At 71.4% G+C, this 26346-nt stretch carries 22 protein-coding genes; 10 read left to right on the top strand and 12 right to left on the bottom strand.

The genetic code is table 11. From position 1 onward, the window contains the following. Positions 1 to 113: 113 nt before the first annotated feature. Entirely contained in the window at positions 114 to 1562 is a 1449-nt protein-coding gene (locus CXH06_RS01795) for an alpha-L-fucosidase (protein ID WP_232820146.1), read from the top strand. A 12-nt stretch (positions 1563 to 1574) separates the two neighbouring features. Here the strand turns inward: CXH06_RS01795 and CXH06_RS01790 are convergent, their stop codons facing one another. Beyond that, positions 1575 to 2705, bottom strand: coding sequence for a GTP-binding protein (locus tag CXH06_RS01790; protein ID WP_232820145.1), 1131 nt, complete (start codon positions 2703 to 2705; stop codon positions 1575 to 1577). Positions 2706 to 2787: 82 nt separating this feature from the next. Between CXH06_RS01790 and rpmB the strand changes: the two genes are divergently transcribed. The 5 genes from rpmB to CXH06_RS01765 all read left to right on the top strand — a co-directional run bounded on the left by rpmB (position 2788) and on the right by CXH06_RS01765 (position 5489). Then, positions 2788 to 3024 (top strand): 50S ribosomal protein L28, encoded by a 237-nt coding sequence (rpmB, locus tag CXH06_RS01785; RefSeq protein ID WP_114853425.1) that lies wholly within the window; start codon positions 2788 to 2790, stop codon positions 3022 to 3024. A gap of 13 nt (positions 3025 to 3037) precedes the next feature. Then, a complete protein-coding gene (rpmG, locus tag CXH06_RS01780) occupies positions 3038 to 3205 on the top strand; it encodes a 50S ribosomal protein L33 (RefSeq protein WP_114853424.1) in 168 nt (55 codons plus the stop codon). After that, complete coding sequence (rpsN, locus tag CXH06_RS01775) at positions 3205 to 3510, top strand: 30S ribosomal protein S14 (RefSeq protein WP_114853423.1); 306 nt, start codon at positions 3205 to 3207, stop codon at positions 3508 to 3510. Before rpmG ends, rpsN begins: the two co-directional genes overlap by 1 nt. Positions 3511 to 3535: 25 nt before the next feature. Further along, complete coding sequence (locus CXH06_RS01770; RefSeq protein ID WP_114853422.1) at positions 3536 to 3805, top strand: type B 50S ribosomal protein L31; 270 nt, start codon at positions 3536 to 3538, stop codon at positions 3803 to 3805. Positions 3806 to 3926: 121 nt separating this feature from the next. Then, positions 3927 to 5489 carry an FAD-dependent monooxygenase gene (locus CXH06_RS01765; RefSeq protein WP_114853421.1) on the top strand — a complete coding sequence of 521 codons (1563 nt, stop codon included), beginning with the start codon at positions 3927 to 3929 and terminating at the stop codon, positions 5487 to 5489. A gap of 4 nt (positions 5490 to 5493) precedes the next feature. Here the strand turns inward: CXH06_RS01765 and CXH06_RS01760 are convergent, their stop codons facing one another. Beyond that, entirely contained in the window at positions 5494 to 6939 is a 1446-nt protein-coding gene (locus CXH06_RS01760) for a sulfatase (protein WP_114853420.1), read from the bottom strand. A 3-nt stretch (positions 6940 to 6942) separates the two neighbouring features. Beyond that, positions 6943 to 8115 (bottom strand): Gfo/Idh/MocA family protein, encoded by a 1173-nt coding sequence (locus CXH06_RS01755; protein WP_157975550.1) that lies wholly within the window; start codon positions 8113 to 8115, stop codon positions 6943 to 6945. Between the two features lie 252 nt (positions 8116 to 8367). Here CXH06_RS01755 and CXH06_RS01750 point away from each other — a divergent pair, with 252 nt between their 5' ends. The 3 genes from CXH06_RS01750 to CXH06_RS01740 all read left to right on the top strand — a co-directional run bounded on the left by CXH06_RS01750 (position 8368) and on the right by CXH06_RS01740 (position 12045). Then, complete coding sequence (locus tag CXH06_RS01750) at positions 8368 to 9324, top strand: sugar ABC transporter permease (protein WP_114853468.1); 957 nt, start codon at positions 8368 to 8370, stop codon at positions 9322 to 9324. A gap of 158 nt (positions 9325 to 9482) precedes the next feature. Next, the gene (locus CXH06_RS01745) at positions 9483 to 10343 is read left to right on the top strand and encodes a carbohydrate ABC transporter permease (protein ID WP_157975558.1); all 861 of its coding nucleotides are present in this window, start codon (positions 9483 to 9485) and stop codon (positions 10341 to 10343) included. Positions 10344 to 10401: 58 nt separating this feature from the next. Then, positions 10402 to 12045 (top strand): sugar ABC transporter substrate-binding protein, encoded by a 1644-nt coding sequence (locus CXH06_RS01740; RefSeq protein ID WP_114853417.1) that lies wholly within the window; start codon positions 10402 to 10404, stop codon positions 12043 to 12045. A gap of 204 nt (positions 12046 to 12249) precedes the next feature. Here the strand turns inward: CXH06_RS01740 and CXH06_RS01735 are convergent, their stop codons facing one another. The 3 genes from CXH06_RS01735 to CXH06_RS01725 all read right to left on the bottom strand — a co-directional run bounded on the left by CXH06_RS01735 (position 12250) and on the right by CXH06_RS01725 (position 16501). Further along, positions 12250 to 13665, bottom strand: coding sequence for a phosphoglucomutase/phosphomannomutase family protein (locus CXH06_RS01735; RefSeq protein ID WP_114853416.1), 1416 nt, complete (start codon positions 13663 to 13665; stop codon positions 12250 to 12252). A 213-nt stretch (positions 13666 to 13878) separates the two neighbouring features. Beyond that, positions 13879 to 15174: an ROK family transcriptional regulator gene (locus CXH06_RS01730; protein WP_114853415.1), complete on the bottom strand. Its 1296-nt coding sequence runs from the start codon at positions 15172 to 15174 to the stop codon at positions 13879 to 13881. A 64-nt stretch (positions 15175 to 15238) separates the two neighbouring features. Next, positions 15239 to 16501, bottom strand: coding sequence for a M60 family metallopeptidase (locus CXH06_RS01725; protein WP_198683987.1), 1263 nt, complete (start codon positions 16499 to 16501; stop codon positions 15239 to 15241). A 346-nt stretch (positions 16502 to 16847) separates the two neighbouring features. Here CXH06_RS01725 and CXH06_RS01720 point away from each other — a divergent pair, with 346 nt between their 5' ends. Further along, a complete protein-coding gene (locus tag CXH06_RS01720) occupies positions 16848 to 17078 on the top strand; it encodes a hypothetical protein (RefSeq protein ID WP_114853413.1) in 231 nt (76 codons plus the stop codon). A gap of 30 nt (positions 17079 to 17108) precedes the next feature. On the opposite strand, the gene CXH06_RS01715 is transcribed toward CXH06_RS01720, so the two are convergent. From CXH06_RS01715 to CXH06_RS01690, 6 genes are all read right to left on the bottom strand, one after another. Then, a complete protein-coding gene (locus CXH06_RS01715) occupies positions 17109 to 19019 on the bottom strand; it encodes a beta-galactosidase family protein (protein ID WP_114853412.1) in 1911 nt (636 codons plus the stop codon). Between the two features lie 140 nt (positions 19020 to 19159). Then, positions 19160 to 21169, bottom strand: coding sequence for a beta-galactosidase (locus CXH06_RS01710; RefSeq protein WP_114853411.1), 2010 nt, complete (start codon positions 21167 to 21169; stop codon positions 19160 to 19162). A gap of 104 nt (positions 21170 to 21273) precedes the next feature. Continuing rightward, a complete protein-coding gene (locus CXH06_RS01705) occupies positions 21274 to 22629 on the bottom strand; it encodes a serpin family protein (RefSeq protein ID WP_114853410.1) in 1356 nt (451 codons plus the stop codon). Between the two features lie 416 nt (positions 22630 to 23045). Further along, a complete protein-coding gene (locus CXH06_RS01700; RefSeq protein WP_114853409.1) occupies positions 23046 to 24002 on the bottom strand; it encodes a carbohydrate ABC transporter permease in 957 nt (318 codons plus the stop codon). Further along, positions 23999 to 24883 (bottom strand): carbohydrate ABC transporter permease, encoded by an 885-nt coding sequence (locus CXH06_RS01695; protein ID WP_114853408.1) that lies wholly within the window; start codon positions 24881 to 24883, stop codon positions 23999 to 24001. Before CXH06_RS01695 ends, CXH06_RS01700 begins: the two co-directional genes overlap by 4 nt. Then, positions 24880 to 26211, bottom strand: a complete 1332-nt coding sequence (locus tag CXH06_RS01690; protein ID WP_114853407.1) for an ABC transporter substrate-binding protein — start codon at positions 26209 to 26211, stop codon at positions 24880 to 24882. The genes CXH06_RS01695 and CXH06_RS01690 overlap by 4 nt, the downstream gene beginning before the upstream one ends. Positions 26212 to 26346: the final 135 nt, after the last annotated feature.

The raw sequence follows: 26346 nt of genomic DNA, 5'->3' as shown, positions 1-26346 counted from the left end.
GCTGCAGAGGAGCCCGCACCGCCCCGGGGCCACGTACAGTGCTCGCATCAGCGCCGGCGCCGCCCGGAGGCCCAGCGGTGCAGACGCCCCGACCTCGAGGAGTGGAGTCGACGATGACCTCTGCCCGCAGCCTGTGGACCGCGGACCGACAGCTGCCCTCCAGCACGGAGCCCGTCCGCTTCGGACCGCTGGTGGGGCGCCGCGACGACGAGGCGATGCGCGCCTTCCGCTCCTACGGTCTGGGGCAGTTCATCCACTGGGGCCTGTACTCGATGCTCGGCGACGAATGGGAGGGGCGCAGCGCCCGTGGGCACGCCCCGGCCTCCGAGTGGATCCGCCAGTGGAACCCCGAGACCGCCCCCGAGGGCTGGCCCGAGGTCTACGACGCGCTGGCCGATCAGTTCGATCCGCAGGGATTCGACGCGCGGGCGTGGGCACGGCAGGCGAAGGAGATGGGAGCGCGCTACGTCATCTTCACCACCAAGCATCACGACGGCTTCGCCCTGTGGCCCAGCGAGCACTCCGGGACCACGATCGCCCGCTCCCCCTACCCCGGCGACATCGTGGGCGAGGTGGTCGGGGCCTACCAGGCGGAGGGGATCGACGTCTTCCTCTACTTCTCGGTCCTGGAGTGGAACCACCCCGATTACGTCCGCCACGTCCCGCGCACCGAGGAGGAGCGGGAGCGCTGGGCGCGCTTCGAGCAGTACACGCGCGCGCAGCTGCTGGAGCTGCTCGATCGCTATCCCGGCGTGAAGGGGCTGTGGTTCGACGGCACCTGGGACCCCTCCTGGGTCGCCGCGCACGAGTTCACCCATCGCCTCGAGCAGGAGCTGCGCGCCGCGGCACCGGGGCTGATCATCGGCTCCCGCTTCCGAGGCGACGAGCACGGCAGCCGGCACGTCGACTCCACCGGTGCGCTGCTGGGCGACTACGAGCAGGGCTGGGAGCGCAAGATGCCGCCGAACCTCGAGATGCTGGACGGGCACGACTGGGACTGCGTCATGCCGCTGCCGCCCAACGGCTGGGGCCACATCCGGGACACCGAGGGGCTGTACCTCAAGACCGGGGACGACCTCATCGAGCTGCTCATGCGCGCGCGGTCGATGAACGGGAACCTCGTGATCAACGTCGGCCCCGACGGCGACGGTGCCCTCAGCGCGCACGAGAACCGCGTGCTGGCGGAGGTGGGCGCGTTCGCCCGCGAGAACGCCGCGGCGATCTACGACGCGAGGCACGTCGACCTGCCCGAGCCGCGCTGCGGGCTCCTCACGGGCGCCGACGACACGCTCTACCTCACCGTGCTCAGCGTCCCCGTGACGGGCGCCGCGCGCCTGGCCGTCCCGCGGGACGCGGAGCGGGTGCCGATCGCGGCCCGCCTGCTCGCCGGCGGCGCACCGCTCGCCGTCACCTGGCAGGACATCGGCTACGACCTCGATCCGATGACCTACTACGACATCGCGCTCCCGTCCGCCGGGAACGTCGAGGGCGCCTTCGTCGTGGAGATCGACCTCGCCGCGCCCGACGCCCGTGCCCGGGACCTGATGGACGCGGCGATGTGAGCCGGTCGGCGCCTAGCCGGGACGCCGCTCCCCGTGGCGCTCCCCCAGCCACGGCGCGAGGCGGTCCTCCGCCCCGAGCCACGGCGCGAGACCGTCGGCCCATTCCCGCTCGCTGAGCAGGCTGCGCTCGAAGGCGCGGGCCACCCGGCGCCGGTCCGCAGGGTCGATCCCGGTGACCACGAGGCGGGTGGTGGGCAGCTCGGTGCCCGTGCGCCACACCGCCCCGATCGAGACCTGCCCGCCGGCGCCGTCCCACTGGCAGATGCTGTCCGGCCGGTCCGGCACCCAGAAGCGGCCGCGGCCGCGCAGCCGGCCCCCGCCCAGCGCCTCGATGTTCTCGAGCAGGCGGTCCGGGTGGAAGGGGCGCGGCGAGCTCAGGTCGAGGGTCCAGGTGCCGTGCACGGCGGGTCCGTCGTGGGGCTCGACGCAGCGCGCGTCGCGCCGGCGCAGGGCGCGGGCGTGGTCGAGCGCTCCGCCGAACAGCGCCGCGGCCTCCAGCGCGTAGAGACCCTCGACCCGGTGCTGGTCGGGAGCGCGAAGATGCTCGAGCAGCTCGGCGCCGGGACCGGCGGGGTCGCCCTCGAGGACGATCCGGTCCGAGAACTCGATCTGGGCGGCGAGCGCCTCTCCGACGCTGCGCCCATCCCCCGCGCCCCACCTGAGGCCGCGCTCGGCGAGGGTGTCGTCCCCGAGCAGATCCTCGACGGCGGCGTCCGCGTCGACCACCACGGTGGCGCCGGCGAGGTGCCAGAGATCCTGGTGCGGGCGGAGGGCTCCGACGACGACCGCGGGGTCCGCGCTGCCGGGCGGTGCCAGGAGCGCGGCGCCGATCCCGGGTGTGCGCGCGAGGCGGGCCAGCACCGCCGTCGCGTCCTCGCGCATGGCGCAGGAGACGCAGGGGTGATCGAGGTCCACCCGCTCGTCCTCGATCACGCCCCCGGCCGCCACCACGAGGCGGCGCAGCACGGTGGACTCGGGCACCAGCTCGTAGCGCAGGGCGACGGCCTCCTCGGCATCCAGCAGCAGGCTCGTGGTCAGCGCGTTCCCCAGGACGGGGTCCACCGCGGTCAGCACGACGACGGGCATCGAGCGCCGCCCTCGCTCGTGAGGGTGCGCGTGATCGAACTCCGGGACATCCTCCATGCCGATGCCGCTCCTTCCCACTGGGCGCCCGTCCGGGCATCCCCTTGACGATAATGATTCTCAGTAGCTAGTATCCCGCTCCATGCCCTCGCACTGTCAAGTCACCGGATCTGCCCCGAGCTTCGGACGATCCGTCTCCCACTCCCACCGGCGCACGTCGCGCCGCTTCGACCCCAACATCCAGACGAAGACGTACCTCGTCCCGTCCCTCGGCCGCAGAGTGCGACTGAGGGTCTCCGCTCGCGGCATCCGGATCATCGACCGCCGCGGCATCGACTCCGTCATCGCCGAGATCCGCGCCCGCGGCGAGAAGATCTGAGAGGACCTCCACCATGTCCACCAAGAACGCCGTGCGCGGCATCGTGACGATGCGCTCCACGGCCGGCACCGGCTTCACCTACATGACCAGCAAGAACCGACGGAACACTCCGGACCGGCTGGTCATGCGCAAGTACGACCCCGTCGCGCGGGCCGTCGTCGAGTTCCGCGAGGAGCGCTGATGGCGAAGACCTCGAAGATCGCCGCGGATCGCCGTCGGCGCGAGATCGTCGCCCGGCATGCCGAACAGCGCGCGGCGCTGAAGCGCACGATCAAGGATCCGCACGCACCCGTGACCGAGAAGCTGATCGCCCAGCGCGCTCTCCAGCGCCAGCCCCGCGACGCCAGCCCCACCCGGCTGCGGAATCGCGACGCGATCGACGGCCGCCCCCGCGGCCACCTGAGAACCTTCGGGCTCTCCCGGATCCGCGTCCGCGACACCGCCCACCGCGGCGAGCTGCCCGGCGTCCGGAAGTCCAGCTGGTGACCCACCCACCCCGCAAGGAGCACCCATGAAGCACGGCATCCACCCCGACTACCACCCCGTCGTCTTCCGGGACGCGAGCGCCGGATTCTCCTTCCTCACCCGCTCCACCCGCACCTCGGAGCGGACGGTGACCTGGGAGGACGGTCGCGAGTACCCCGTGATCGACATCGAGGTCTCCTCGGCCTCCCACCCCTTCTACACCGGCAGGGCCACCGTGCTCGACACCGCCGGCCGCGTCGAGAAGTTCCGTCGCCGCTACGGGCGGACGACGGAGAGAGCAGCGGACCGGGACTGACGGTCCGCGACTCCCGACCCATGCCAGGTGGGACGTGCGGCCCGCCGGCGCGCCCCGTCGGACAGGGCTACCGTGGAGCCACGGCCCGCACAGGGTCGATCCACGTCCTCGAGGTGCCGCGATGACCACAGCCCGTGTCCCACCCCTGCTCGAGACGGACGTGCTCGTCGTCGGCGCCGGACCCACCGGGCTGATGGCCGCACTGGTGCTGGCCCGCCGCGGCGTGCGCGCCCTGGTGATCGACGGCAAGTCCGGGCCGACGCGCGAATCCCGCGCGCTGGTGGTGCAGGCGCGGAGCATGGAGATCTTCGACCAGCTCGGACTCGCTCACGCGGTGCTCGACCGCGCCACCTCCGCCGTACGGATCCAGATCCGGGGCGAGCGCGGTGCGGGGACCGGGAGCGCCCGGCAGGCGCCCGCCCTGGTGGACATCGCCCGGATGCAGACGGGGTCCACCCCGTTCCCCGGCGCCCAGATCTTCGAGCAGTCCCGGAACGAGGAGCTGCTGTCCCGCACCCTGGCAGAGGAGGGGCACCCCGTGCTCTGGGGGCACTCCTTCGACACCCTGACCCTCGGCGCGCAGCCCGCGGACGACGCGGTGGAAGCGCTGGCCATCGGACCCGACGGTCCCGTGCGGATCCGGGCGCGCTGGTGCATCGGGGCCGACGGCGCCGGCTCCCCCGTGCGCCATCGGCTCGGCCTGCCCTTCGAGGGCGTCACCGACGACGCGACGTTCTGCGTCGCGGACCTCCATGGTGTCGCAGGCGTCCCCGACCACACGCTCACCGCCCAGGTCGGGGACGAGCGCTTCGCCCTCACCTTCCCGCTGGGGCCGGGCGGCCATGTCCGGCTGATCTGGCTGCACGGCGCGGGGCACCCCGAGCAGGAGGACGCGCTCGCCGGTGTCCGAGAGGACCTGGGGATCACGTACGAGCGGGTGGACTGGTTCTCCGCGTACCGGGTCCACCATCGCGTCGCCGAGCGCTTCCGGCGCGGCCGCGTCTTCCTCGCCGGGGATGCCGGGCACGTGCACTCCCCGGTGGGCGGCCAGGGCATGAACACCGGCCTGCAGGATGCCCATCACCTCGCCCATCTGCTGGCCGACGTCGCCGCCGGGCACCGTGAGGACTCCGCGCTGGATCGCTATGAGGCCGAGCGCCGGCCGGTGGCGCTCACCCTGCTGGCTGCGACGGACCGGGCCTTCGGGGTGATCGCCCGTCCCGGCCGCGGCACCGCCGTCCTGCGCCGCCGGGCCCGGTCCGTGATCGCCGTGCTCGCGCCGCGGATCCTGTCGACGCGGCTGGGGACCTATGCCGGTGGGCTGCTGGGGCAGTACCGGATCCGGTACCCCTCGGCGCCGAGCGGCGACCGCCCTCCACCGTGGGCCGCGGACCGGGCCGTCGGCCTGCGCCTCCCGCCGCACCGCGGGAGCGCCGATGCTCTGCGCTCGATGACCTGGCAGCTGCACACCTATGGCTCCTCGGCCGAACGACCGGCCGTCCCCGACTGGGTCGAGGGACCGCTCCCCTTCCCACCCGACCCGCAGGGGCACCTGCGCGAGGACCGCCTGTACCTGGTGCGCCCCGACGGCTTCGTCGCCGCCTCCTTCCCGCTGCACGCCGGCGTCGCCACGCGGCACGACGTCGCCGCAGCGCTCGCCGTCCAGGGCATCGTCACCGGCTGAGGGCTCAGGACCTCAGGGCCCGGGCCGATTCCCGCATCTGCGCGAGCCACTGCTCGTGCACGGCCGTCAGCTCCTCGACGATCTCCGGATGCTGACCGGCCAGGTCGTCCGCCTCGTCCACCCCGGCGAGGGACGGCGAGGCCGGGCTGAGCCGGAGCCCCTGCCCGATGTCGGTGTGCTCGACCTGCAGCAGGCTCGCCCGCTGCGGTGCGCCGGGGTCCGCCCAGCGCAGCTTCCACTCCGGCGTGCGCACGGCCCACTGGAACCCCGTGTCGAAGTGCAGGACGTCGTGGACGGGCCGCGCGGGGTCCTCGAGGGAGGGGCGCAGGTCGATCCCGTCGCACACGGCGCCCTCCGCGCGCTCCGCGCCGGCGGCGGCGAGGAACGTCGGCGCCAGGTCCAGTGAGCTGACCAGCGCCTGCGAGGTCGATCCCGGTGTGGTGACGCCCGGCCAGGAGAGGATCATCGGGGTGCGGACGCCGCCCTCGAACAGGGTGTACTTCGAGCCCAGCAGCGGCGCGTTGCTCCCGTAGTTACAGTGCGAGCCGCCGTTGTCGGTCATGTAGACGATGATCGTGTCCTCGGCGAGGCCGGAGGCCTCGAGGTGGGCGCGCAGGCGCCCGATCTCGCGGTCCATGATCTCGAGCTGGGCCAGGTAGTACTCGCGCCCGTGCTCGAGGTTCGGCTCCACCGCGCCGTCGTACCAGTCGAGGTACTCGGAGGTGTCCGGGTCGAAGTCCGGGTGCTGCGGGAGCCCGCGGGCGTCGAGCTCGTGCCGGGGCAGCTGCCAGGTGAAGTTGTGGACCGCGTTGAAGGCGACCATGGCGAAGAAGGGCCGCTCGTCGGGGGCGTCCGCGAAGGCGATGGTCCGCTCGATGAACTCCTCGGTCAGGTGGCGCTCGCAGTCCACCTGCTCGGTGCCCTCCCACATCGGGGAGACCCCGTGCACCCGGGCCGCCTCCCCGTAGGCCTCCTCGTGGGCCCGGGAGTGGTGGAGGTAGTGCAGGCGCCCCATGGAGTGTGCGGCCAGCCCGTAGAAGGAGGTCTCGAAGCCGTGATGGGGCGGGCAGGCGCGGCCGCCCTCCTCGTCGGGACCGTAGTGGACCTTCCCGAAGTAGCCGGTGCGATACCCCTGGTCACGCAGCTGCTCGGCGATGGTCGGGACCGCCTCGGGCGCCATCTGCGAGTCGGTGAACCAGTGCGCGCCCCAGCGGGCCTGGTGCGCGCCGGTGATCAGCCCCGCCCGCGAGGGAGAGCAGATCGGGGCGCTGACGTATGCCTGGTCGTAGACCCGGCCGTCGGCCGCGAGGGCGTCGAGGTGCGGGGTGCGCACCGCCGGGTCCGTGCCCCGGATCCCGAGGTCCCCGAAGCCGTGGTCGTCGGAGACCAGCAGCACGATGTTCGGCCGACGAGCCGGCTCCGCCGGCGCACCGTTGCGCACGCCACCCATCGCTCAGGCCTGCCCGCCGTCGAAGTACTCCCGGACCGCGGTGGGGACCGGCGGGACGTCGTAGGGAATGCCGCCGTGGCGGATCGATTCGGCGCCGTAGACGCCGGTCGCGACGGCCTCGCGGGCCGCGATCACCGAGACGTCCGTGGCGCCGCCCTCGCGGACGAAGCGCAGGAACTCCCCGACCAGGCTGGGATCGGCGCCGCCGTGGCCGCCGCTCGCGCGGGCGATGACCTCGACCGCGTCGGGCGCGCCGGGGCCGGAGCGCCGGGACTCCCAGAGATGGATCTGGCCGCCGGCGCCGTCGCTCATGTTCTCGATCCGGCCCGCGTCACCGATGACGGTGTAGTTGCGCCAGTAGTCCGGTGTGAAGTGGCACTGCTCGTAGGAGGCGAGCACACCGTTGTCCAGCGTCATGTTCAGCATCGAGATGTCCTCGACGTCGATGACGGGGTTGAGCTCCTTCTGCGCCGTCGGCGGCCAGATGTCGGCGTCGTACCAGTCACCCATCCGGCGATCGGAGTTGTCGCGCCGATCGGTGATGTCGCCGTAGACGGCGAGGTCCCCGATCCCGGAGACGCGGCGCGTGTAGCCGCCGGCCAGCCAGTGGATGACGTCGATGTCGTGGGCGCCCTTCTGCAGCAGCAGGCTCATGGCCTTCGCGCGCTCGGCGTGCCAGTCCTTGAAGTAGAAGTCGCCGCCGGTGCCCACGAAATGGCGGCACCAGATCGCGCGGACACGGCCGATCCGCCCGGAGTCGACGATCTCCTTCATCTGGCGGATCACCGGCATGTGGCGCATGTTGTGGCCGACGAACAGCCGGGTGCGCTTCTCCATCGCGAGCGCGAGCATCGCATCGGTGTCCTCCACGGAGATCGCCATCGGCTTCTCCGAGAAGGTGGGGACCCCGGCGCCGAGCGTCTTCAGCGCGACCTCCGCGTGGGCGAAGTCGGGGGTCAGGATCATCACCGCGTCGACCTCGTGCTCGGCCAGCAGCTGGTCGACGCCGTCGACCGTGGCGACGTCCTCGCCGAAGAGCTCGCGCGCCGTGTCCTTGCTGCGCGGCGTCGGATCCGCGACCACCGTGACGCGCGATCCCTCCCCGGGGGTGTGGGCGTGACGGGCGAGACCGCCGCGGGCACCGAAGCCGATCACTCCGATCTTCAGGTCAGTCATGGGGAGGACCACTTTCGACGAGGGGGCGGGTGCACGGCCGATCATCGCGCGGGACGGCGAGATGGGGGGCGGCGTGCCGCGTGGCGGACATGCTGTACATCACTGGTGAAAGCATTTACTGTCGGTCGCACCCTGTCAAGGCGCCGAGCCCCGGGGAGCGCACCGAGGCGCTCTGCCGCGCGCCAGACCGAGAGGACCGACCGCGTGACCACCTCATCCACCGCGTCGCCGCCGGCGCCGCCGCCCCGGGCGATGACCAGCAGTTCCGAGGCGACGGCACGCCGCCGTCGCCGCAACTCGCTGCGCTCCCGCCTGCGGCGGGACTGGCAGATGCTCGTGCTGATGATCCCCGGCGGCCTCGCGCTGCTGCTGTTCTTCTACATCCCGATCCTCGGCAACGTCATCGCCTTCCAGGACTACCAGCCCTACTACACGATCGCCGAGGCCCCGTTCGTGGGGTTCGAGAAGTTCGTCGAGCTGTTCGAGGACCCACGGTTCCTCCTGGCCCTGCGCAACACGCTGGTCTACGCGGCGTTCCAGCTGGTGCTGTTCTTCCCGCTGCCGATCCTGCTGGCCCTGGTCGTCGATTCGATGATGAGCCTGCGACTGCGCCGAGCCTTCCAGTCGATCGTGTACCTGCCGCACTTCCTCTCGTGGGTGCTCGTCATCGCCCTGTTCCAGCAGATGCTGGGCGGGGCGGGTCTGATCAACCAGTTCCTGGGCCGCGCCGGGATCGACCCAGTCCCCTTCATGACCAGCGCGGACACCTTCCCGCTGCTGATCGTCGCCGAGATCGCCTGGAAGGACGCCGGCTGGGGGATGATCATCTTCCTCGCGGCCCTCGCGGCGATCGACCAGTCGCTCTACGAGTCCGCCGCGGTCGACGGCGCCGGCCGCGTCCGCCGCGCCTGGCACATCACCCTGCCGGGCATGCGGCCGGTCATCGTGCTGCTGCTGATCCTCAACCTGGGATCGATCCTCACCGTGGGCTTCGAGCAGTTCATCCTGCAGCGCGATGCGGTGGGGGCGGACACCGCCGAGGTCCTGGACACCTACGCCTACTACACGGGCGTCATCGGCGGCGACTGGTCGATGGGCGCCGCCGCCGGCCTGGCCAAGGGCGTCGTCGGCACCATCCTCATCCTCGTCGCCAACAAGGTCGCGCACATGCTCGGCGAGGACGGCATCTACCGCGGGAGGCCCCAGTGAGCACCTCGACCGATCCCCGGCACGGGGCCGTCAGGAGCGGGGCCGCCGAGCCCCCCGGCGAGCGCCCAGCCCGTCCGTCGGCCGCGACGTCGCGGCGTCAGAGCCTCCACCGCCGGCTCTGGGGCACCGTCGCCGGGCACTCCGAGCGACCCGCGTGGATGGAGGCGCCGAGCCGCCCGCTGGCCATCGCCAAGGGCATCGTCATCGTCACGATCAGCCTGGCCGTCCTGGTGCCGATGCTCGTGGTGGTCTCCACCTCCTTCGCCTCCGGCGAGCAGATCCGGGAGGCCGGCGGATACGTGCTGTTCCCGACCGACCCCTCGCTCGAGGCCTACCGCACGATCTTCGCGAGCCCGCTGGTCTTCCGCGCCCTGGGCGTCAGCGTGTTCATCACCGTGGTGGGCACCCTGCTCGCGCTGTTCGTGACGATCTGCATGGCCTATGCGTTGAGCCGCCCCGTGCTGGGCGGGAAGGTCATGCTCATGGCGATCATCCTGACCCTGTTCTTCACCCCGGGCCTGATCCCCATGTTCCTCATGGTCAAGCAGCTGGGCCTGCTCGACTCGGTGTGGTCGCTGATCCTCCCGGGCGTCTTCGCGGGATTCAACTTCATCGTGATGCGCTCCTTCTTCATGGGGATCCCCACGGAGCTCACCGAGGCCGCTCGGATCGACGGCGCGAGCGACTTCCGGATCCTGCGCTCGATCGTGCTGCCGCTGTCGAAGGCGGTCATCGCGGTGGTGGGCCTGTTCTACGCCGTCGGGTTCTGGAACTCGTTCTTCAACGCGATGCTCTACATCAACGACCAGTCGCTGTGGCCGATCCAGATGATCCTGCGCAGCTACGTCATCCAGGGCACCTCGCTCACGGCCGACCAGCTCGGCGTCCAGCAGTCCGCGCCGCCGCAGTCGATCAAGATGGCCGTCGTCGTCGTGGCACTGGCGCCGATCGTGGCGATCTACCCGTTCCTCCAGAAGTACTTCTCCAAGGGCGTCATCACCGGCGCCATCAAGGGCTGACGCGCCCGTCCTCCCCTCCCCGTGCGCAGCGGTGCGCACACCACGAAAGGACCCCCGGATGCGCTTCGAGATCCGTCGACGAGACCTCCTCACCCTCACCGGCGCCGCGGCGGTCGCCGCCGGCGCCGCGTCCTGCGGCGGCGACAGCAGCCGGGCCGACGGGGGCGCCGGCGCCTCCGCCGAGCTCACGCTGCCCACCTATCAGCCCCTCGAGGGACTCACCCCGGACCTCGAGGGCAACGAGGACGGACTGCACAACGTCTACCTCAAGGCCCCCGAGTCCCTCCTGACCACCACGGACGCCCCGCCGATCACGTCCGGGACGATCACCGCGCTGACCCAGACCTTCGCCACCCCGCCCACCCCGATGGCCGACAACGGCATGTGGCAGCGGCTGAACGAGGCGCTGGGCGGCACGCTCGATCTCGACATCGTCATCGACTCCTACCCGGAGAAGTTCGCGACCATCCTCGCCTCCGGCGATCTGCCGGATCTCATGTGGGTGCCGCCGAACCAGGGCATCCCGAACATCGGCCCCATGCTCGAGGCGCAGTTCACGGATCTCACCGAGTACCTCTCGGGCGATGCGGTGCTGGAGTACCCGAACCTCGCCGCGCTCACCCCCAGCTCGTGGCGCACCGCGGTGGTCAACGGACGGATCTGGGGCGCCCCGATCCCCTCGACCCCCTTCGGCCAGGTCTACCTCGGCAATCCCACGGTGTGGGAGGAGGTGGACGGGTTCCAGTCCTCCAGCGCCGCGGAGTTCCTCGAGAAGTGCCAGGAGATCACGATCCCGGGCCAGCGCTGGGCGCTCGAGCCGTTCCTCCCCAATGCCCTGCACATGTTCGGCGAGTGGTTCGGGGTGCCCAACCAGTACCGGGTCAACGAGGACCGCACCCTCACCTCGATGTACCAGACCGACGAGTACCTCGAGGCCCTCGAGTACGCCGCGACGGTGTTCGCCGCGGGCGTCTTCTACCCCGATCTCAACCACGCGGAGACCGCGCAGGACTTCTCCAACGGCACCATCGCCTCGCTGGTCTCCGTGGGCCCCCGGGGCGCCTCGGAGTACCGGCGGTACAACGACGAGCTCCTCGCCGAGATCCTGGTCCCGTTCTCCGCGGTCGAGGGCCGGCGCCCGGTGTACGACATGGGGTACGGCACCGTGGGCTTCACGCCCTTCCGGCAGACGGACGACGAAGGCCGCATCCGCGAGCTGCTCAGCCTGGTCAACTACCTCTCCGCCCCCTTCGGCACCGTCGAGTACATGCAGAAGACCTTCGGCACCGAGGGCGAGGACTACAGGCTCGAGGACGGCAACTACGTCGCCACCGAGAGCGCCGCGGCGGACGTCCCGGGCCTGCGCAGCGCGCTGGAGATCATGACGGCCGGCGAGGGGGTCATCTACAACCCCATCCCCTCGGACTCCGAGTACATCTACGGCAAGGAGCAGGAGCTGCTGGAGCTGATGATGCGCCGTCCCACCAACGGCCTCTACTCGGACACCAGCTCGGAGAAGGGGGCAGAGATCTCGGCCCGCCTGAACGACGTGATCAGCGACGTCATCCAGGGCCGCAAGTCGATCGACGACTTCCAGTCCGCGGTCAAGGACTGGGAGGAGGGCGGCGGGCTGGCGATGCTCGAGGAGTTCGCCGAGGTCCTCCCGGAGGACGTGCCCGTCACGCCCAGCACGTCGCTGTGAGCTGACCCCGCGTCCCGAAGGCGCGGAACCGGCCGGTCGCGCCGACCGGCCGGCGAGCCAGCGGCCCGTCGGCCCGTCGGCCCGTCGGCCCGTCGGCCCGTCGGGCCGAGAGAAGAGGTGCAGTTCCGAACCAGATCCGAGCATCGGACGGTACGGAACTGCACCTTTCTCACGGACCAGGCGGGGAGGAGCTCTCGCCTCGGCTCAGCCGAGCCCGAAGTGCTCGGCGACGGTGCGGGAGAGCTCCTGGGCCGCCGCGGCGGTCCCCGCCTCGGAGAACACGCGGATCACCGGCTCGGTGCCGGAGAAGCGGATGGTCAGCCACGCATCGTCCGTGAAGTAGACCTTGCAGCCGTCCTCCCAGGAGATCCGGTCGATCCCGCGCTCGAAGGCCGGCAGCTCGTGCTCGACGAAGAGCCGACGCTGCAGCTCCTCCCGCCGTGCGGGGGTGTACCCGTAGGCCGCCTCCTCCATCACCAGCGCGCCGTGCCGGTCCACGAGCTCCGCGTACAGCTGGGAGAGCTTCTTGCCGGAGCGGGCGACCATCTCCACCAGCAGCCCGGCGGCCTGGATGCCGTCCTTGCCGGGGATGTGCCCGCGCACGGTGAGGCCGCCGGAGGACTCGCCGCCGATGACGGCGTCGGTCTCCGCCATCTTCGCGCTGATCCACTTGAAGCCGACGGGCACCTCGTGGCAGGTCTCCCCATGGGCGGCGGCGACCCGGTCCAGCAGGTGCGTCGTCGAGAGGTTGCGCACCACCGGCCCGGTCCAGCCCTTCTCCGCCAGCAGGTACTCGTACAGCAGCACCAGCACCTGGTTCGGACTGAGGTAGTCGCCCCGGTCGTCGATGATGCCGAGCCGGTCCGCGTCGCCGTCGGTGGCGATGCCGAGGTCCGCGCCCTGGTCGAGGACCGCCTGGCGCAGCGGGGCGAGGCTCCCCTCCGCCGGCGAGGGCATGCGGCCGCCGAACAGCGGATCGTGGCGGGCGTTGATCACCTCGACCTGACAGCGGGCGCTGACGAGGATCGTCTGCAGGCTGGTCTGGGAGACGCCGAACATCGGGTCCAGCACGATGCTCAGGTGGGCGTGGCGGATGGTCTCGAGGTCGAGCTGGGCGATGATCGCGTCGAGGTACCAGTTGATGGAGGCCTGCTCGGTGACGAACTCGCTGGCGCGCACCTCGTGCGGGGGCACGGAGCGGACGTCGGCGGCCTCGAGGGTCGCCACGTGCGCGGAGAGCTCGTCGGTGACCTCGAGCTCGGCGTCCCGGCCGCCCTCGGTGAAGATCTTCAGCCCGTTGTACAGGGCGGGGTTGTGGGAGGCGGTGACCGCGATGCCGTACGCGCTCCCCTTCTGCTGCACCGTCCACATGCACATCGGGGTGGGCACGGGACGGGTGATGACGGTGACCGGGACGTCGTTGCCGGCGAGCACCTCGATCGCCCACCAGGCGGCGACGTCGGAGAGGAAGCGGCGGTCGTAGCTGATCACCAGCCCGCGTTCGACGACGCCCTCGGCGTGCATGCGGTCCGCGAGCCCCTGCGCGAGGAGCCGGACGTTCTCCCGGGTGAACTCGTCGCCGATGATGGCTCGCCAGCCACCGGTGCCGAACCTGATCATGGTCGCTCCTTCGTCCGTGGCGGAGGCATCGTGACCCGTGGCCGCATCGCCCGCGCCCGATATACGTTCACAATGCGAACAAACTAGGCAACGAGGCACCGGCTGTCAAGGGGTCGCGATGCTCTTCGGAGCGAAGGGCTGTGCGGCGGCGCCGCGCCCGGCCGTCGCCGGCGTCGGGTTCCGCGGACTCCGGCGCCCGCCGACGACACGCGCTCAGCGAGGGACCGTCGGCGCGAGCATCGGGTTCTCGAGCACTCTCTCGACCGCGACCGCGGCTCCCCCGACGGCCGCCGCGAACAGCCCGTGCGAGGACCCGCTCACCTCGACCCGGCCCCCGTCGGCCAGCAGCCGCGCATCGAGCGCCGCCTGCACCGGGCCGACCAGGACGTCCGCGAAGTACCCGAAGTACCCCCCGAGCACGAGCGCCCGGGGATTCAGCACGTCCATCAGGACCCCGGCGCCGCGCACCAGGTCCTCCGCGAGGGCGGAGAAGCGCTGCAGGAGACGCGGATCGCCCTCCTCCAGCAGCGTGCGCAGCCGCGCGAGCCGCTCCTGCATCGGGACCAGTGCGGAGAGGGCCGGATCCTGCGGGTCCAGGACGGCCAGGACGCGGTCGAGACCGACCAGGGTCTCCCAGCAGCCGCGGCGGCCGCAGCGGCACGGCTCCCCGCCCGGCTCCACGCCGATGTGCCCCACCTCGCCGGAGAAGCCGGACCAGCCGCGGATCAGCCGACCCTCGGCGATGATGCCCGCGCCCACACCGTTGTCGCCGGTGAGATAGACCAGGTCCTCGATGCCGCGCTGCGCCAGTCGCGGCGCCTCGGCGAGCGCCGAGAGCTTCGCGTCGTTCTCGAGGGCGAGCTCCGGGTGATCCGGGCCCAGGCGCCGCGCGAGCTCCTCGCCGAGGGGCACCGCCTCCCACCCCAGGGTGGAGGCGAAACGCACGGTCGACGCCGCGTAGTCGATCGGGCCGGGCGGAGCGACGGTGATCCCGGCGATCCACAGGGACTCGGCCGCGGCGACGTCAAGGGCCTCCTGGACCTGCCGCGCCGCCCGGTCGATGACCAGCGCGGGGGGATGGCTCCGCGCCCCGTCCGGGCCGGGGCCCGCCTGCGAGGGCATCGGGATCGACGAGGTGAAGCGCACCTCGCCGGCGAGGTCCCGGAGGCACACGGCGAGGTAGTCGACGTTGAGCTCGACCCCAACCCCGGCCACGCGCCGCCCGTCCAGGCGCACCTCCGTGCCCGGCCGCCCGACGGTGCCGCGCCGCTCGACCCGGCCCTCCTGGACCAGCCCGCGCTCGGCCAGCTCTCCCACCAAGGTCGTCACCGCGGCCTTCGAGAGCCCGGTCTCCTGGGCGAGCGCCGCCCTCGAGCTGCCGCCCCGCGACCGCAGGACCCGCAGCAGGAGGCTCATGTTGGCCGAGCGCATCGCGGCGTGACCCATCGGCGCCCCCTGGGGACGCCTCCCACCCCCGGGCGCCGGCGTGGACCAGCTCAGCGACGTCATGGGGGCATCGTAGACGGGAGCGGGCGGCACCCTCCGCGTGGGCGCCGCCCGTCCCCGCTCCCGCTCAGCCCCGGAGCTCGGCCAGGCGCTCGGCGCCCTCCTCGTCGCGGATCGCGGTGAGGTCCTGCTCCGGCTCGGGCAGGCCGAGGGCATCGATCATCGCGTCGAACTCCTCGCCGTAGCGGATCCCCCATGCCGAGGTGTACCCGCGCAGATCGCGCTGCGCCGCTTTCGAGAAATACAGCACGAGCATCGCGAGCCGGTGGTCGTTGTCGCCGTAGTGCCCGGAGTCGGGCTTCTCCTCCCGGACCAGCCGATGCACGTCCCGGAAGAACTGCAGGCCGTAGGCCAGGCGGAGCTGCTCGTACATCACGAGGTGCTCCATCACGGAGAAGCTCTCGAGGAAGTCGACCCCGGGGGTGCCGACCTTGGGGATCGCACTCTCCCAGACCGTCTGGCCGTTGCTCTCGGGCACGTGCAGGCGGGGCGGCTGCCCGTACTGGATCGCGAACTCCCGGTTCACCGCGAGGGAGTACCAGTTGACCGTCGACTCGGTGAGGGCGGTGGGCTTGTAGGGGGTCTGCTGATGCTGATGGCCGAGCTCGTGGTAGACGCCCCAGCCGTTCAGGCGCAGCGTGCTGACCTCGAGGAGACGGTCCTGGATCGGCTCCGGGTAGAGGGTGTGGCCGTGGGTCGCGTACGCGCCGATGCCCTCGATGCTGGCGGCGCGGGTGACGAGGTGGAACCGGTGGTCGAGGCGGGCATGCAGGGGCGAGGAGCCGTCGAGCCCCGCGATGTCGTCCTCGATGGCGATGACCTGCTCGAGCGTGTCGAGCAGCGCGACATGGTCCTCCTCGCGGAATCGCAGCGCGGCCGAGCGCTGCAGCGTGACCAGGGCATGGTCGCTGACCATCTCGACATAGGGGGTGGGCCGAGCGTCGAGCTGCTCCTGGAACTCCGCCTCCGTGGTGCGGCCGTGGAGGTAGTAGGGCATGTGCTGAGCCGCCTGCCCGAGGCGCGCCCGCAGCTGCCCACCCTCCCCGATGACCTTCCAGTACACCGGGCCGCCGTAGGGGTCGTTCACGGTGTTCTCGCCCTCGCGCAGCGGGTACTCCCGCGGCGTGCGCTGGTCCGGATCGTTCTCGGCATCCGGCGCCCCCACCACCAGGAGGTTCTCCTCCGCCGTGGCCTCCTTGACCGCGATCGTCAGCGCGGTGTCCGGCGCCAGGTAGAAGCCGCTCGGGTTCAGGTCGCTGGCCGAGAGCGCCTGATAGGTGCGGGTGTCGCCGACCTCCCGGGCTCGCGGGAAGGCCTGCACGGTCTGCATCCGCGCAGGGGTCGGACGGCTCGCCGCCAGAGCCGGGGCGATCGCGGCCCCCGCGAGCCCGACCCCGGTAACCGCGGCCGCTCCCCGGAGCAGCCCTCGCCGGGTCACCGACGGTGGACCGCCGCCCTCGGCGCTCCTCGCCCCAGCATGTCCGGGCTCCGCGGGGTGTGAATGGTTTTGCTCGATCATCGTCGATCAGCCGCCTCTTCTTCTCGTGGGTCGCCTTCACCCTAAGCCGGAGTGACCTGAAGCACAACCAAGACATCCGATGACTCGAGGGGGTCGTCCGGAGCCCTCTGGAACTCCGCCCGGCTTCCTGCCAGACTGCTCCGCAGGAGGCGACGCCATGAGCACACCAGACGTCCGACCCGTCGGCGACCTGCCGAACGAGCTGGGGAAGACTGCCCCGCGGGAGCTGCAGTCCGCGGGGATCGACTCGCTCGCGAAGGTCAGCACCTGCACGGAGAAGGAGCTCCTCGCCCTCCACGGCGTGGGCCCCAAGGCCATTCGGCTCCTGGCAGCGGCGCTCGCCGAGCAGGGACTGTCGTTCCGAGCCGGCGACGACGGCACGGGCTGACGCCGGCCGGCACGTCCGACGGGGCCTCCCCTACGCAGCACCGCCGAAGCGGTGCCCCGTGGCGAGCGCGAGACGATCCGGCTGCTTCTCGAGGTCCAGCAGCAGCACCTCGTTGCGGCCCGCGCGCACCAGCGGTGCGGGGACGTAGAGCGACTGCTGGGGACCGATGTTCCAGTAGCGCCCCACGCAGTAGCCGTTCACGTAGACGACGCCGTGCCCGGCCCCGGAGACATCGAGAAAGGTGTCCTGCGGCCCGTCGGCCGCGAAGGAGGAGCCGACCAGAACCGGCAGCGCATCATCGAGAACCGTGGCGGTGCCTGATTCGGCGGCCTCCACCGCCCGTCCATCCTGCGCCGCCGGCGCCGGGGCCTCGGCGAGGAGCTGCGCGAGCTCGGCGCCCATGTCCTCGAGCGGCCAGGGATCGACCTCCCAGCCGTTGAGGAAGCGGACGCTCTGCCAGACGCCGCCGAGGATGCCCTTGCGCTCCCCCAGCCGCGGTCCGAAGTTCACGCGGCCCAGATTCTCGACCAGCAGATCCACGCGCACGGTCCGTCGGCCGCCGCCCGGCAGCAGACGGTCGGCAAAGCCGCTCAGCTCGATCGTGGCCGGGTCGGTCTCGCACTGCTCGTTCCCCACCACGCCGACGGCGCCCACGTACACCCCGTCGACATAGGCCCAGGCTCGATCGTGCAGGTCATAGAGCTTCAACGGGGCGATCTCGGTCCGGCCCCCGCGCACGTCGACGGCGATCTCGATCTCCCGGCTCAGGCGCAGCAGCCCGCGCTCCAGACCCACCTCCTCGAAGGAGGGCGGCACGGGGTGCACCGGTGCGCGTCGGGTGAACCGCTCGGTGCCGCGCAGCGCGAGGGTCCTCTCGATCGAGAGCTCCTCCGCGGGCAGGGTCGTGGGCACCGCCTCCAGGCCCAGCGCGTCGAGATGCTCCGCGAGCGGGGGCAGGTCGCGGTGGCGGGCGATGACCTCGCGGAAGGCGCGGAACTTGGGCGTGAGTGCGCCGTTCTCCGCGATCGGCGCGTCGTAGTCGTAGCTGGTGGTGGTGGGCTGCAGGGCCCCGTCGTGATTGGCGCCGGCGCGCAGGCCGAAGTTGGTGCCGCCGTGGGCCATGTAGACGTTCACGCTCATGCGGCGGCTCAGCATGTCCGCGAGCTCGGAGGCAGCGTGCTCGCCGGTCCGCTCGTGATGCTCCTCGCCCCAGTGGTCGAACCAGCCGTTCCAGAACTCCATGCACATCTGCGGCTGATCGGGCAGCTCCTCCCGGGCCATCGCGAGCACCTCGAGGGTGCGAGAGCCGAAGTTCACCGTCCCCAGCGCGCCCTCGACGGTGCCGCCGGTCAGCCACTGCCGCCCCGGACCGTCGGAGGTCACCAGCAGCTCCTCGATCCCGCGCGCGATCAGCCCGTCGCGCAGGTGCGCGAGATAGGCCGTGTCATCGCCGTAGCTGCCGTACTCGTTCTCCACCTGCACCATCACCACGGTGCCGCCGCGGCCGGCCTGGCGCTCGGCGATGACCGGGATGAGCTGGTCGAACCAGGCGTCCACGAGCCGGAGGTAGGCCGGGTTGCGGTTGCGCAGGCGGAGGCTGCGATCGGCGAGGATCCAGCCGGGGAAGCCGCCGTTCTCCCACTCTGCGCAGATGTACGGCCCCGGGCGCACGATCGCATCCAGCCCCTCCTCCGCGGCGAGGTCGAGGAAGCGGCCCAGGTCCGCAATGCCGGTGAAGTCGACCGTCTCCGGGGACGGCTGGTGGACGTTCCAGGCCACATAGGTCTCCACGGTGTTGCAGCCCATCACCACCAGGCGGCGCAGGCGGTCGCGCCACTGCTCGGGGTGCACGCGGAAGTAGTGGAGCGCCCCGGAGATCACGAGGTGGGGCTCGCCGGCACGGAGGAAGCCGTCCGGGGTGGGAGTCAGCAGGGCGGTCATGGGTGAGGTCCTCTCGGGGTGGCGGTGACGGGCGCGCTCCGCGGGGGGCCGATCCGCGGCCCGACGGCACACCGCGGTTCGACGGCGCGCGCCGCGGTGCGCCGTCCGAGAGCACACCGCGGAGCGCGGTTCCGGCGGGCTCAGCTCTCGCGGATCACGGCGGCGGCGCCGGCATGGACGGTGAAGGCGCCGCCGGCGTCGGTGCCGCTGAGCAGCTCCTGGCCGCTGACCTGCACCACCTGGTCGCGATCGGAGTGGTTCAGGACGAACAGGTAGGTGGTGCCATCCTCGGCGAAGCGGCGCACGGCCTCGACGTCGCGGTGCAGACCCGGCACGGACGGCTCCACCCCCGCCGCGGCGGCGATCTCCTCGACCAGGGACTCCAGGGCCTCGGCCGAGGGACGCGTCGCGACGTACCAGGCGGCGCCCTCCCCGGTCACGGCGCGGGTGACCGCGGGCCAGCCGCGCAGCGGCCCGTCGGCCCAGGTGCGGACCGCCTCCGCGCCCTCGAGATGCGTCTTCTCGCTCCAGAGGTCCGCGGGGCTGCCGTCGTCGAGATGGCGGACCTCGTCCTCCTGCAGCGCGTAGAACTCCTCGGTGCGCACCTCCAGCAGGTCCCGGAACGCCCCGGGGTAGCCGCCGAGGCGCACATGGTCGTTCTCGTCGACGATGCCGGAGAAGAAGGTGATGACCACCTGGGCGCCGTCGCGGGCGGCCGCGGCCAGGCGCTCGGCATCCTCGTCGCGCACGGTGTACAGAGTGGGCGCGAGGATCAGCTCGTAGCCGCTGAGATCGGCGTCCACCGGGACCATGTCCACGCCGATGCCGAGGTCCCAGAACGCCGTGTACCAGCGCAGCAGCTCCTCGTTGTAGCGCAGGGACTGGGTGGGGTGGGAATCCAGCTCACTGCCCCACCAGGAGGGATAGTCGACCACGATCGCCACGCGGCTCAGGACGCGGCTGCCGTGCACCGGGGCGAGCGCCTCGAGCGTCCGACCCAGCGCGACCGTGTTCTGCCAGACGTCGGTGTCGCGCCCGCCGTGGGGCACCATCGCCGAGTGGAACTTCTCGGCGCCGGCCTTCGACTGGCGCCACTGGAAGAACATGATCCCGTCGGCCCCGCGGGCGACGTGCGAGAGCGAGTTGCGCAGCATCTCCCCGGGGCCCTTGGCGCGGTTGCGCGGCTGCCAGTTCACCGCGGAGGTGGAGTGCTCCATGAGGATCCACGGGTCGCCGCCGGCGACGCCGCGCGCGAGGTCCGCGGCCATGGCGAGCTCGATCTGGCCGCGGGGATCGGCGGCGATCAGGTAGTGGTCGTTGGCGACCAGGTCCAGGTCATCCGCCCAGGAGAAGTAGTCCATCCACTTCGTCGCGCTCGAGAGCATGAGGTTGGTGGTGGTGGGGATCTGCGGGGTGACCTCGCGCAGCACGTCCCGCAGCGCGCGGTAGTGGGTGAGCAGCTCGTCGCTGGAGAAGCGGGCGAAGTCGAGCTGCTGGGAGGGATTGGGGTAGGTGGGCGCCGCCCGCGGCGGGAGGATCTCGTGGAAGGTGTCGTAGCGCTGGGACCAGAAGGCGGTGCCCCAGGCCTCGTTGAGCGCCTCGATGGTGCCGTAGCGGCGCTCGAGCCAGGTGCGGAAGGCGACGGCGGCATGATCGGAGTAGTCGTGCGGGACGTGGCAGCCCAGCTCGTTGTCCACGTGCCACAGCGCAAGCGCGGGATGCTCGCCGTAGCGCTCGGCCATCACGCGCGTCATCCGCAGCGCGTACTCGCGGAACAGGGGCGAGGAGACCGCATAGGACTGGCGGCCGCCCTGTCCCAGCACCGTGCCGTCCTCGGTGACGGGAAGGATCTCGGGGTGGTGGCGGGTCAGCCACGGCGGCGGGGAGGCGGTGGCGGTGGCGAGCGCGACCTTGATGCCGGCCTCCCCCAGGCGGTCCATGACCTCGTCGAGCCAGGCGAAGTCGTACTCGCCCTCGCGCGGCTCGAGGGTCGCCCAGGCGAAGATCGCGACGCTGACCAGGTTCACCCCGGCCTCGCGCATGAGCTCCACGTCCTCGAGGCGCACCTCCCGCGGCCACTGCTCCGGGTTGTAGTCGCCGCCGTAGACGATCCCTTCGACGCCGACGGGCCAGGGGCGGGATGCAGTCATGTCTCCTCCATCGTGAGAACGCGCGGGAATCGCTTCCCCACAGGGTAGTCGGGAGCCGGGCGGGGGCGGGGCGAGGCCGGGGGCGGCGCGCGGGGCACGGCGCGCTATCGCGTCTGCGTGGGGTCCCCCACCCAACCCACCACCAGCGGGGCGAGCGTCGAGGTCTCGAAGGCGACCACGAGGAACGGGGCATCGAGGACCAGCTCGTGCTCGCCGATCACCCCCGAGACCGCGTTCACCGCCACGGCAGTCGCCGCCGCGGCCTCCATCCCCTCCTGGTCGACGGTGAGCACGGCCTTCTGCAGCACGGACGAGATGACCAGGTCGATCTGCTCGGTGATCCCGGAGAAGTCGGCCTCGCCGGTGAACGCGTCGGTCATCCCGAGTCCCTGCAGCAGCTCGTTCAACTCCGCATTCCAGCCGATGTCGACGCCGGGCAGGGTGAGCTGTGTGGTGCTGCCGGTCGCGGAGAGCCCCGCGAGGAGGGCGCCGAGCCCGGCCGCGGGGTCCTCGGCGCTCTGCGCCCAGGCGTCGAGCACCGTGCCGACGTCCGCGGCGGGCTGGACGACAGCGAGGGCGAGATCGTCGCCGTAGGTGTTCAGCGCGGTGGCGCGGCACAGCTCGTCCTCGTACCAGCGGTGCGTGATACCGCTGAGCATCGGGACGGCGACCTCCTCCCCGGCCGCGGTGGTGAAGGTGCCGTCGACCGGCGTCAGCTCCTGGGGCCATGCCGCCTTCAGGTGCAGGGCGTTGACGAGGACCAGGCGGGTGACCGCGCGCAGCACGCCCTCGGGGACGAGCTCCTCGATGAGGTCCGCGGTGGAGTCCGCGACCCACGTGTTGATGGCCTCGCGGCCCTCCTCCCGGGCGGCGTCGTCCTCGAAGTCGATGGTGCGGACACCGCTGCCGAAGAAGGTGGCCAGGCCCTCGAGGTACGCCTCCTCCACCTCCAGGCCCTCCTGCAGCCAGGTGCCATTGACCAGGGAGGCGACGGGTGGTTCGGGGGCGTCCTCGTCGGGCTCCTCCCGCTCCTCGTCCCCGACGCCGGCGAGCACCGCGGAGAGGGTGTTGGCGTGCTGGGCCAGGTCCTCGACGGTCCCGCCGAGCACGTCCTCCATCTGCGCGCGGGTGTCCCCTGCCGCGCCGAGCCCGGCCATGGTCAGGGCGATCTGCGCGGACAGCGGTGAGCAGACCACGTTGACGGCGGAGCGATTCACGGCGCCCAGCAGCCGCGCGGTGAACGGGACCGCGAGGGAGCCTGCGCCCTCGATGGGGCCGGGCTCGGCCCGGGGCACCTCAGCGGCGAGATCCGGCTCCTCGGCCGGCTCCGGGTTCTCGCCGTCGGTGCAGGCCGCGAGCCCAGCTGCGGCGAGCGGGACCGAGGCCCCGGCGGTCAGCACTGAGCGGCGCGGGACGGCGGAGCGGGGCGCGGCACCGGATCGGAGTGTGGTCGTGGGCATGGATCCATCACAGCCCCCGGCCGGGCCCCGAACAAGGGATGCCGCGTTGCAGATCGGTCCCGGTCCCGGGCTTCCGCGCCCTGATGCAGGTAGGTTCACCGTGGAACTCGAGCGGTGTTCCACGGTGAACCTGCCTGCAGCGAGAGCGGGCCCGGTGACGGGCGGAGGCGGCGCGGATCCGTCGCGGCCTCCGCGCCACGCGCCACGATGTAGGTCACTTCACCGTGGAATCCGGGTGGGATTCCACGGTGAAGTGACCTGCAGTGAGGGCGGAGACGGTGCCGGGGAGGGCGGCCACGAGGGACGGGCCCGGGCATCCGACGGGTCAGGCACCCGGGACGCCGGACCTGGCGGCCCGGACGCCCGGTGAGCACGTGATCCGGGATCCCCGACGAATCCCGCCCCGCCGCCCGGACTCAGCCCTTGATCGAGCCCTCGGTGAGGCCGCCGCGCCAGAAGCGCTGCAGCACCAGGATGAGGATCGCCAGCGGGATCACCGAGAGCAGGGCGCCGCCCACGGTGAGCTGGTAGAACTCGGGCAGCCGGTCGGTCTGGGCGCGCCAGTTGTCCAGGCCCAGCGTGATCGGGTACAGCTTCTCGTCCGCGAGCATCACCAGCGGCAGGAAGTAGTTGTTCCAGATCGCGACGAACTGGAACAGCACCACGGTGACGATCGCCGGCACCAGCTGGGGCAGGGCGAGTCGGTGGAACAGTCCCATCTCCCCCAGGCCGTCGATGCGGCCGGCCTCGAGCAGCTCGTCGGGCACCGCGGCGCTCGCGTAGATCGAGGACAGGAACAGCCCGAAGGGGCTCACCAGCTGCGGGATCAGCACCGCCCAGTAGGTGTTGGTCAGGCCGATCGAGCTGAACAGGAAGAACAGCGGCAGCGCGACGGCGGTGCCGGGCACCAGCACGCCGCCGAGGACGAAGGCGTACACCACGCGCCGGCCGGGGAAGCGGTACTTGGCCAGGGCATAGCCCGCGGCGACCGCGAAGTAGGTGGCCACCACGGAGCCGATGCCCGAGTAGATCACCGAGTTCAGGGCCCAGCGCGGGAAGATGCCGTTGTTCGCGGTGAGCACGGCTCTCAGGTTCTCGAAGAGCTGGAAGCTCTCCCCGAACCAGAAGCCGCTGGTGCCGAACAGGTCCTCGGTGGACTTGGTGGCGTTGATGACCACCCAGTACACCGGCACCAGGAAGTACATCGCGACGATCACGAGGATCGCGGTGACCAGGATGGTGGTGGTGGGCTTGCGGCCCGCGGAGCGCAGACCGGAGCGGTCGTCGCTGCGCGGGGCGGCGGGCGGACCTCCGGCGCGGCGGCGCCCGGTGGGGCGCGCGTCGCCGGCGGGGGCGGTGTCGGTGGGGCTCATCGGCGCTTCTCCATCCACGAGTTGATGCCCAGGGCGACGGCCGAGAGGAGGAAGGCGGAGATCGCGATGATCACGGCCTGGGCGGCGGCCATGCCGATGTCGTTGTACTGGAAGGCGTAGGCGTAGGCGGACATGTTCGGGGTGTACTCCGAGGTGATCCCGGAGCTCATGGTCTGCAGCAGCCGCGGCTCGGCGAACAGCTGCAGGGTGCCGATGATCGAGAAGATGATCGTCAGCATCAGGGCCGGGCGGATGAGCGGCAGCTGGATCGAGCGCGCCACCCGCCAGGAGCCGGCGCCGTCGAGCCGGGCGGCCTCGTAGAGCTCACCGGGGATCGCCTTCAGCTGGGCGATGATGATGAGCATGTTGTAGCCGGTGTACGTCCAGGTCACGATGTTCGCGATCGACCACAGCACCATCTCCGGCGCCAGGAAGTCGATGTCGATGCCCACCAGCGACAGCACGTCCACGATGGGGCTGAGCCCGGGGATGTAGAGGAACGACCACAGGATCGTGGCGATCACGCCGGGGATCCCGTAGGGCAGGAAGTAGGTGGCGCGGAAGAACGCCGGCCACTTCGCGGACGCCGTCTCGAGCAGCAGCGCAAGGGCCGTGGCGGCCACGATCATGACCGTCACCTGCACCAGGCCGAAGATGATCATGCGGCCGATCGACTCGACGAAGTTCACGTTCGTCAGCGCCGCGATGTAGTTGTCGAGGCCGGCGAAGACGTTCTGCATGCCGGACTCGCCCAGCAGGCCGGATCGCTCGACCTTGGTGAAGCTGTAGCCGATCGCCATGACGATCGGCACCACCATGGTGGTGGTGAACAGCAGCAGGAACGGTGCCAGCAGGATCCAGGGTGCGCTCTTGGACCTCATCGTGCCTCCTCCGCGTTCAGTCCCATGTCCTGCATGATCGAGACGATCTCGGTCTGCGTCTCGGCGAACATGTCCGCCAGCGGGATCTCGCCGTTGACGGCGGTGGTCATGCCGTCGCCGATCATGGCCTGGATGCGCTGCATGAGCGGGGCCCAGGTCCAGTCGAGGTTCTGACCTTGGGCCATCGGCACGATGACCTCCTCGTTGTAGTTCTGCCCGGAGAAGAAGTCCGAGGGCTGCTCGCGGACCTCGCCGATGTAGTCGGCGGCAGGGGACCAGCCGATGCCGGAGTACTCGATCATCGCGTCGACGCCGACGGGGTCGGTGCACATCCAGGTGAGGAACTCGAGCGCCTCCGCCGGGTGCTGGGAGGTGGACAGCACCGCGGCGGAGGAGCCGCCGTGCGCACCCGAGGCGTAGCCGTCCGGCCAGGTGGGCATGGGGGCGACGGCCCACTTGCCCTCACCGCCGGGCACGGTCTCGTTCAGCGCGTCGGACCAGGAGCCGGAGATGGAGGCGAGCACGTTGCCGTCGGCCGCCGCCGCGTACCAGGGAGTCGTGTAGGAGCCGTAGCCGGTGCCGATGATCCCCTCGGCGAAGATCCCGTCCCAGAACTCGGCGACCCGCATCGAGGCGTCGCCGGTCATGTCCACGATCCAGCCGTCGCCCTCGGGACGGAACCACTGGGCGCCGGACTGCATGACCCAGGCGATGGGGTGGGAGCCGTCGCTGGGGTCGAGGCTGATCAGTGATTTGCCGGCCTCGGAGACGATGCCCGCGACCTCGTGGAAGTCCTCCCAGGTGGCCGGGGCCTCGAGCCCCAGCTCGCCCTCGAGCACCTCACGGTTGTAGAAGGTGGCGACGGGGCCGGTGTCCTGGGGGACGGCCCAGTAGGAGTCGCCCACCTTCACCTGGGCGACGGCGCCGGGGTCGAACAGGCTCTCGCGCTCGGCGAAGCCGTAGCGGGTGAGATCCACGAGCGCGCCGGCGAGCGCGAACTCGGGGACCTGGCGCAGCTCGACCTGGGCGATGTCCGGCCCGCCGCCGGCGGCGACCGCGGAGAGGATCTTCGCGTAGCCGCCGGAGTTGCCGCCGGGGATCCAGGTGGTCTCCACGCGGATCCGGTCCTGGGAGGCGTTGTAGACGTCCGCGACCTTCTGGAGGTCCTTGAGCCAGGCCCAGTAGGTCAGGGTGACCGGGCCGTCATCGGCCGGGATCGTGGGGTCGGCGTTGACGCTGCCGGGGCTGGGCGGCCCGCACGCGGCCAACCCGGCGGCCAGCGCCGCACCTGATCCGGCGAGCGCTGAGCGCCGCGTGAATCTGCTCATGGGGAAGGAGCTCCTCTTCTCGTCATCGAGGTCGGTGTCCGGGCTGGACGGGCTGTGAGGCTACTGCTGAGCCCGGGAGAGCCCGGGCCACGCACGCCTGCGTTTGTGGCGATCCTCTCCCTCGTGATCTCGCTC

Origin of the sequence: Brachybacterium sp. YJGR34 (assembly GCF_003347015.1) — a bacterium.
Lineage (GTDB): Bacteria > Actinomycetota > Actinomycetes > Actinomycetales > Dermabacteraceae > Brachybacterium.
Note: the sequence above shows the minus strand (reverse complement) of the source record. Positions and strands in the feature narration are given on the sequence as shown.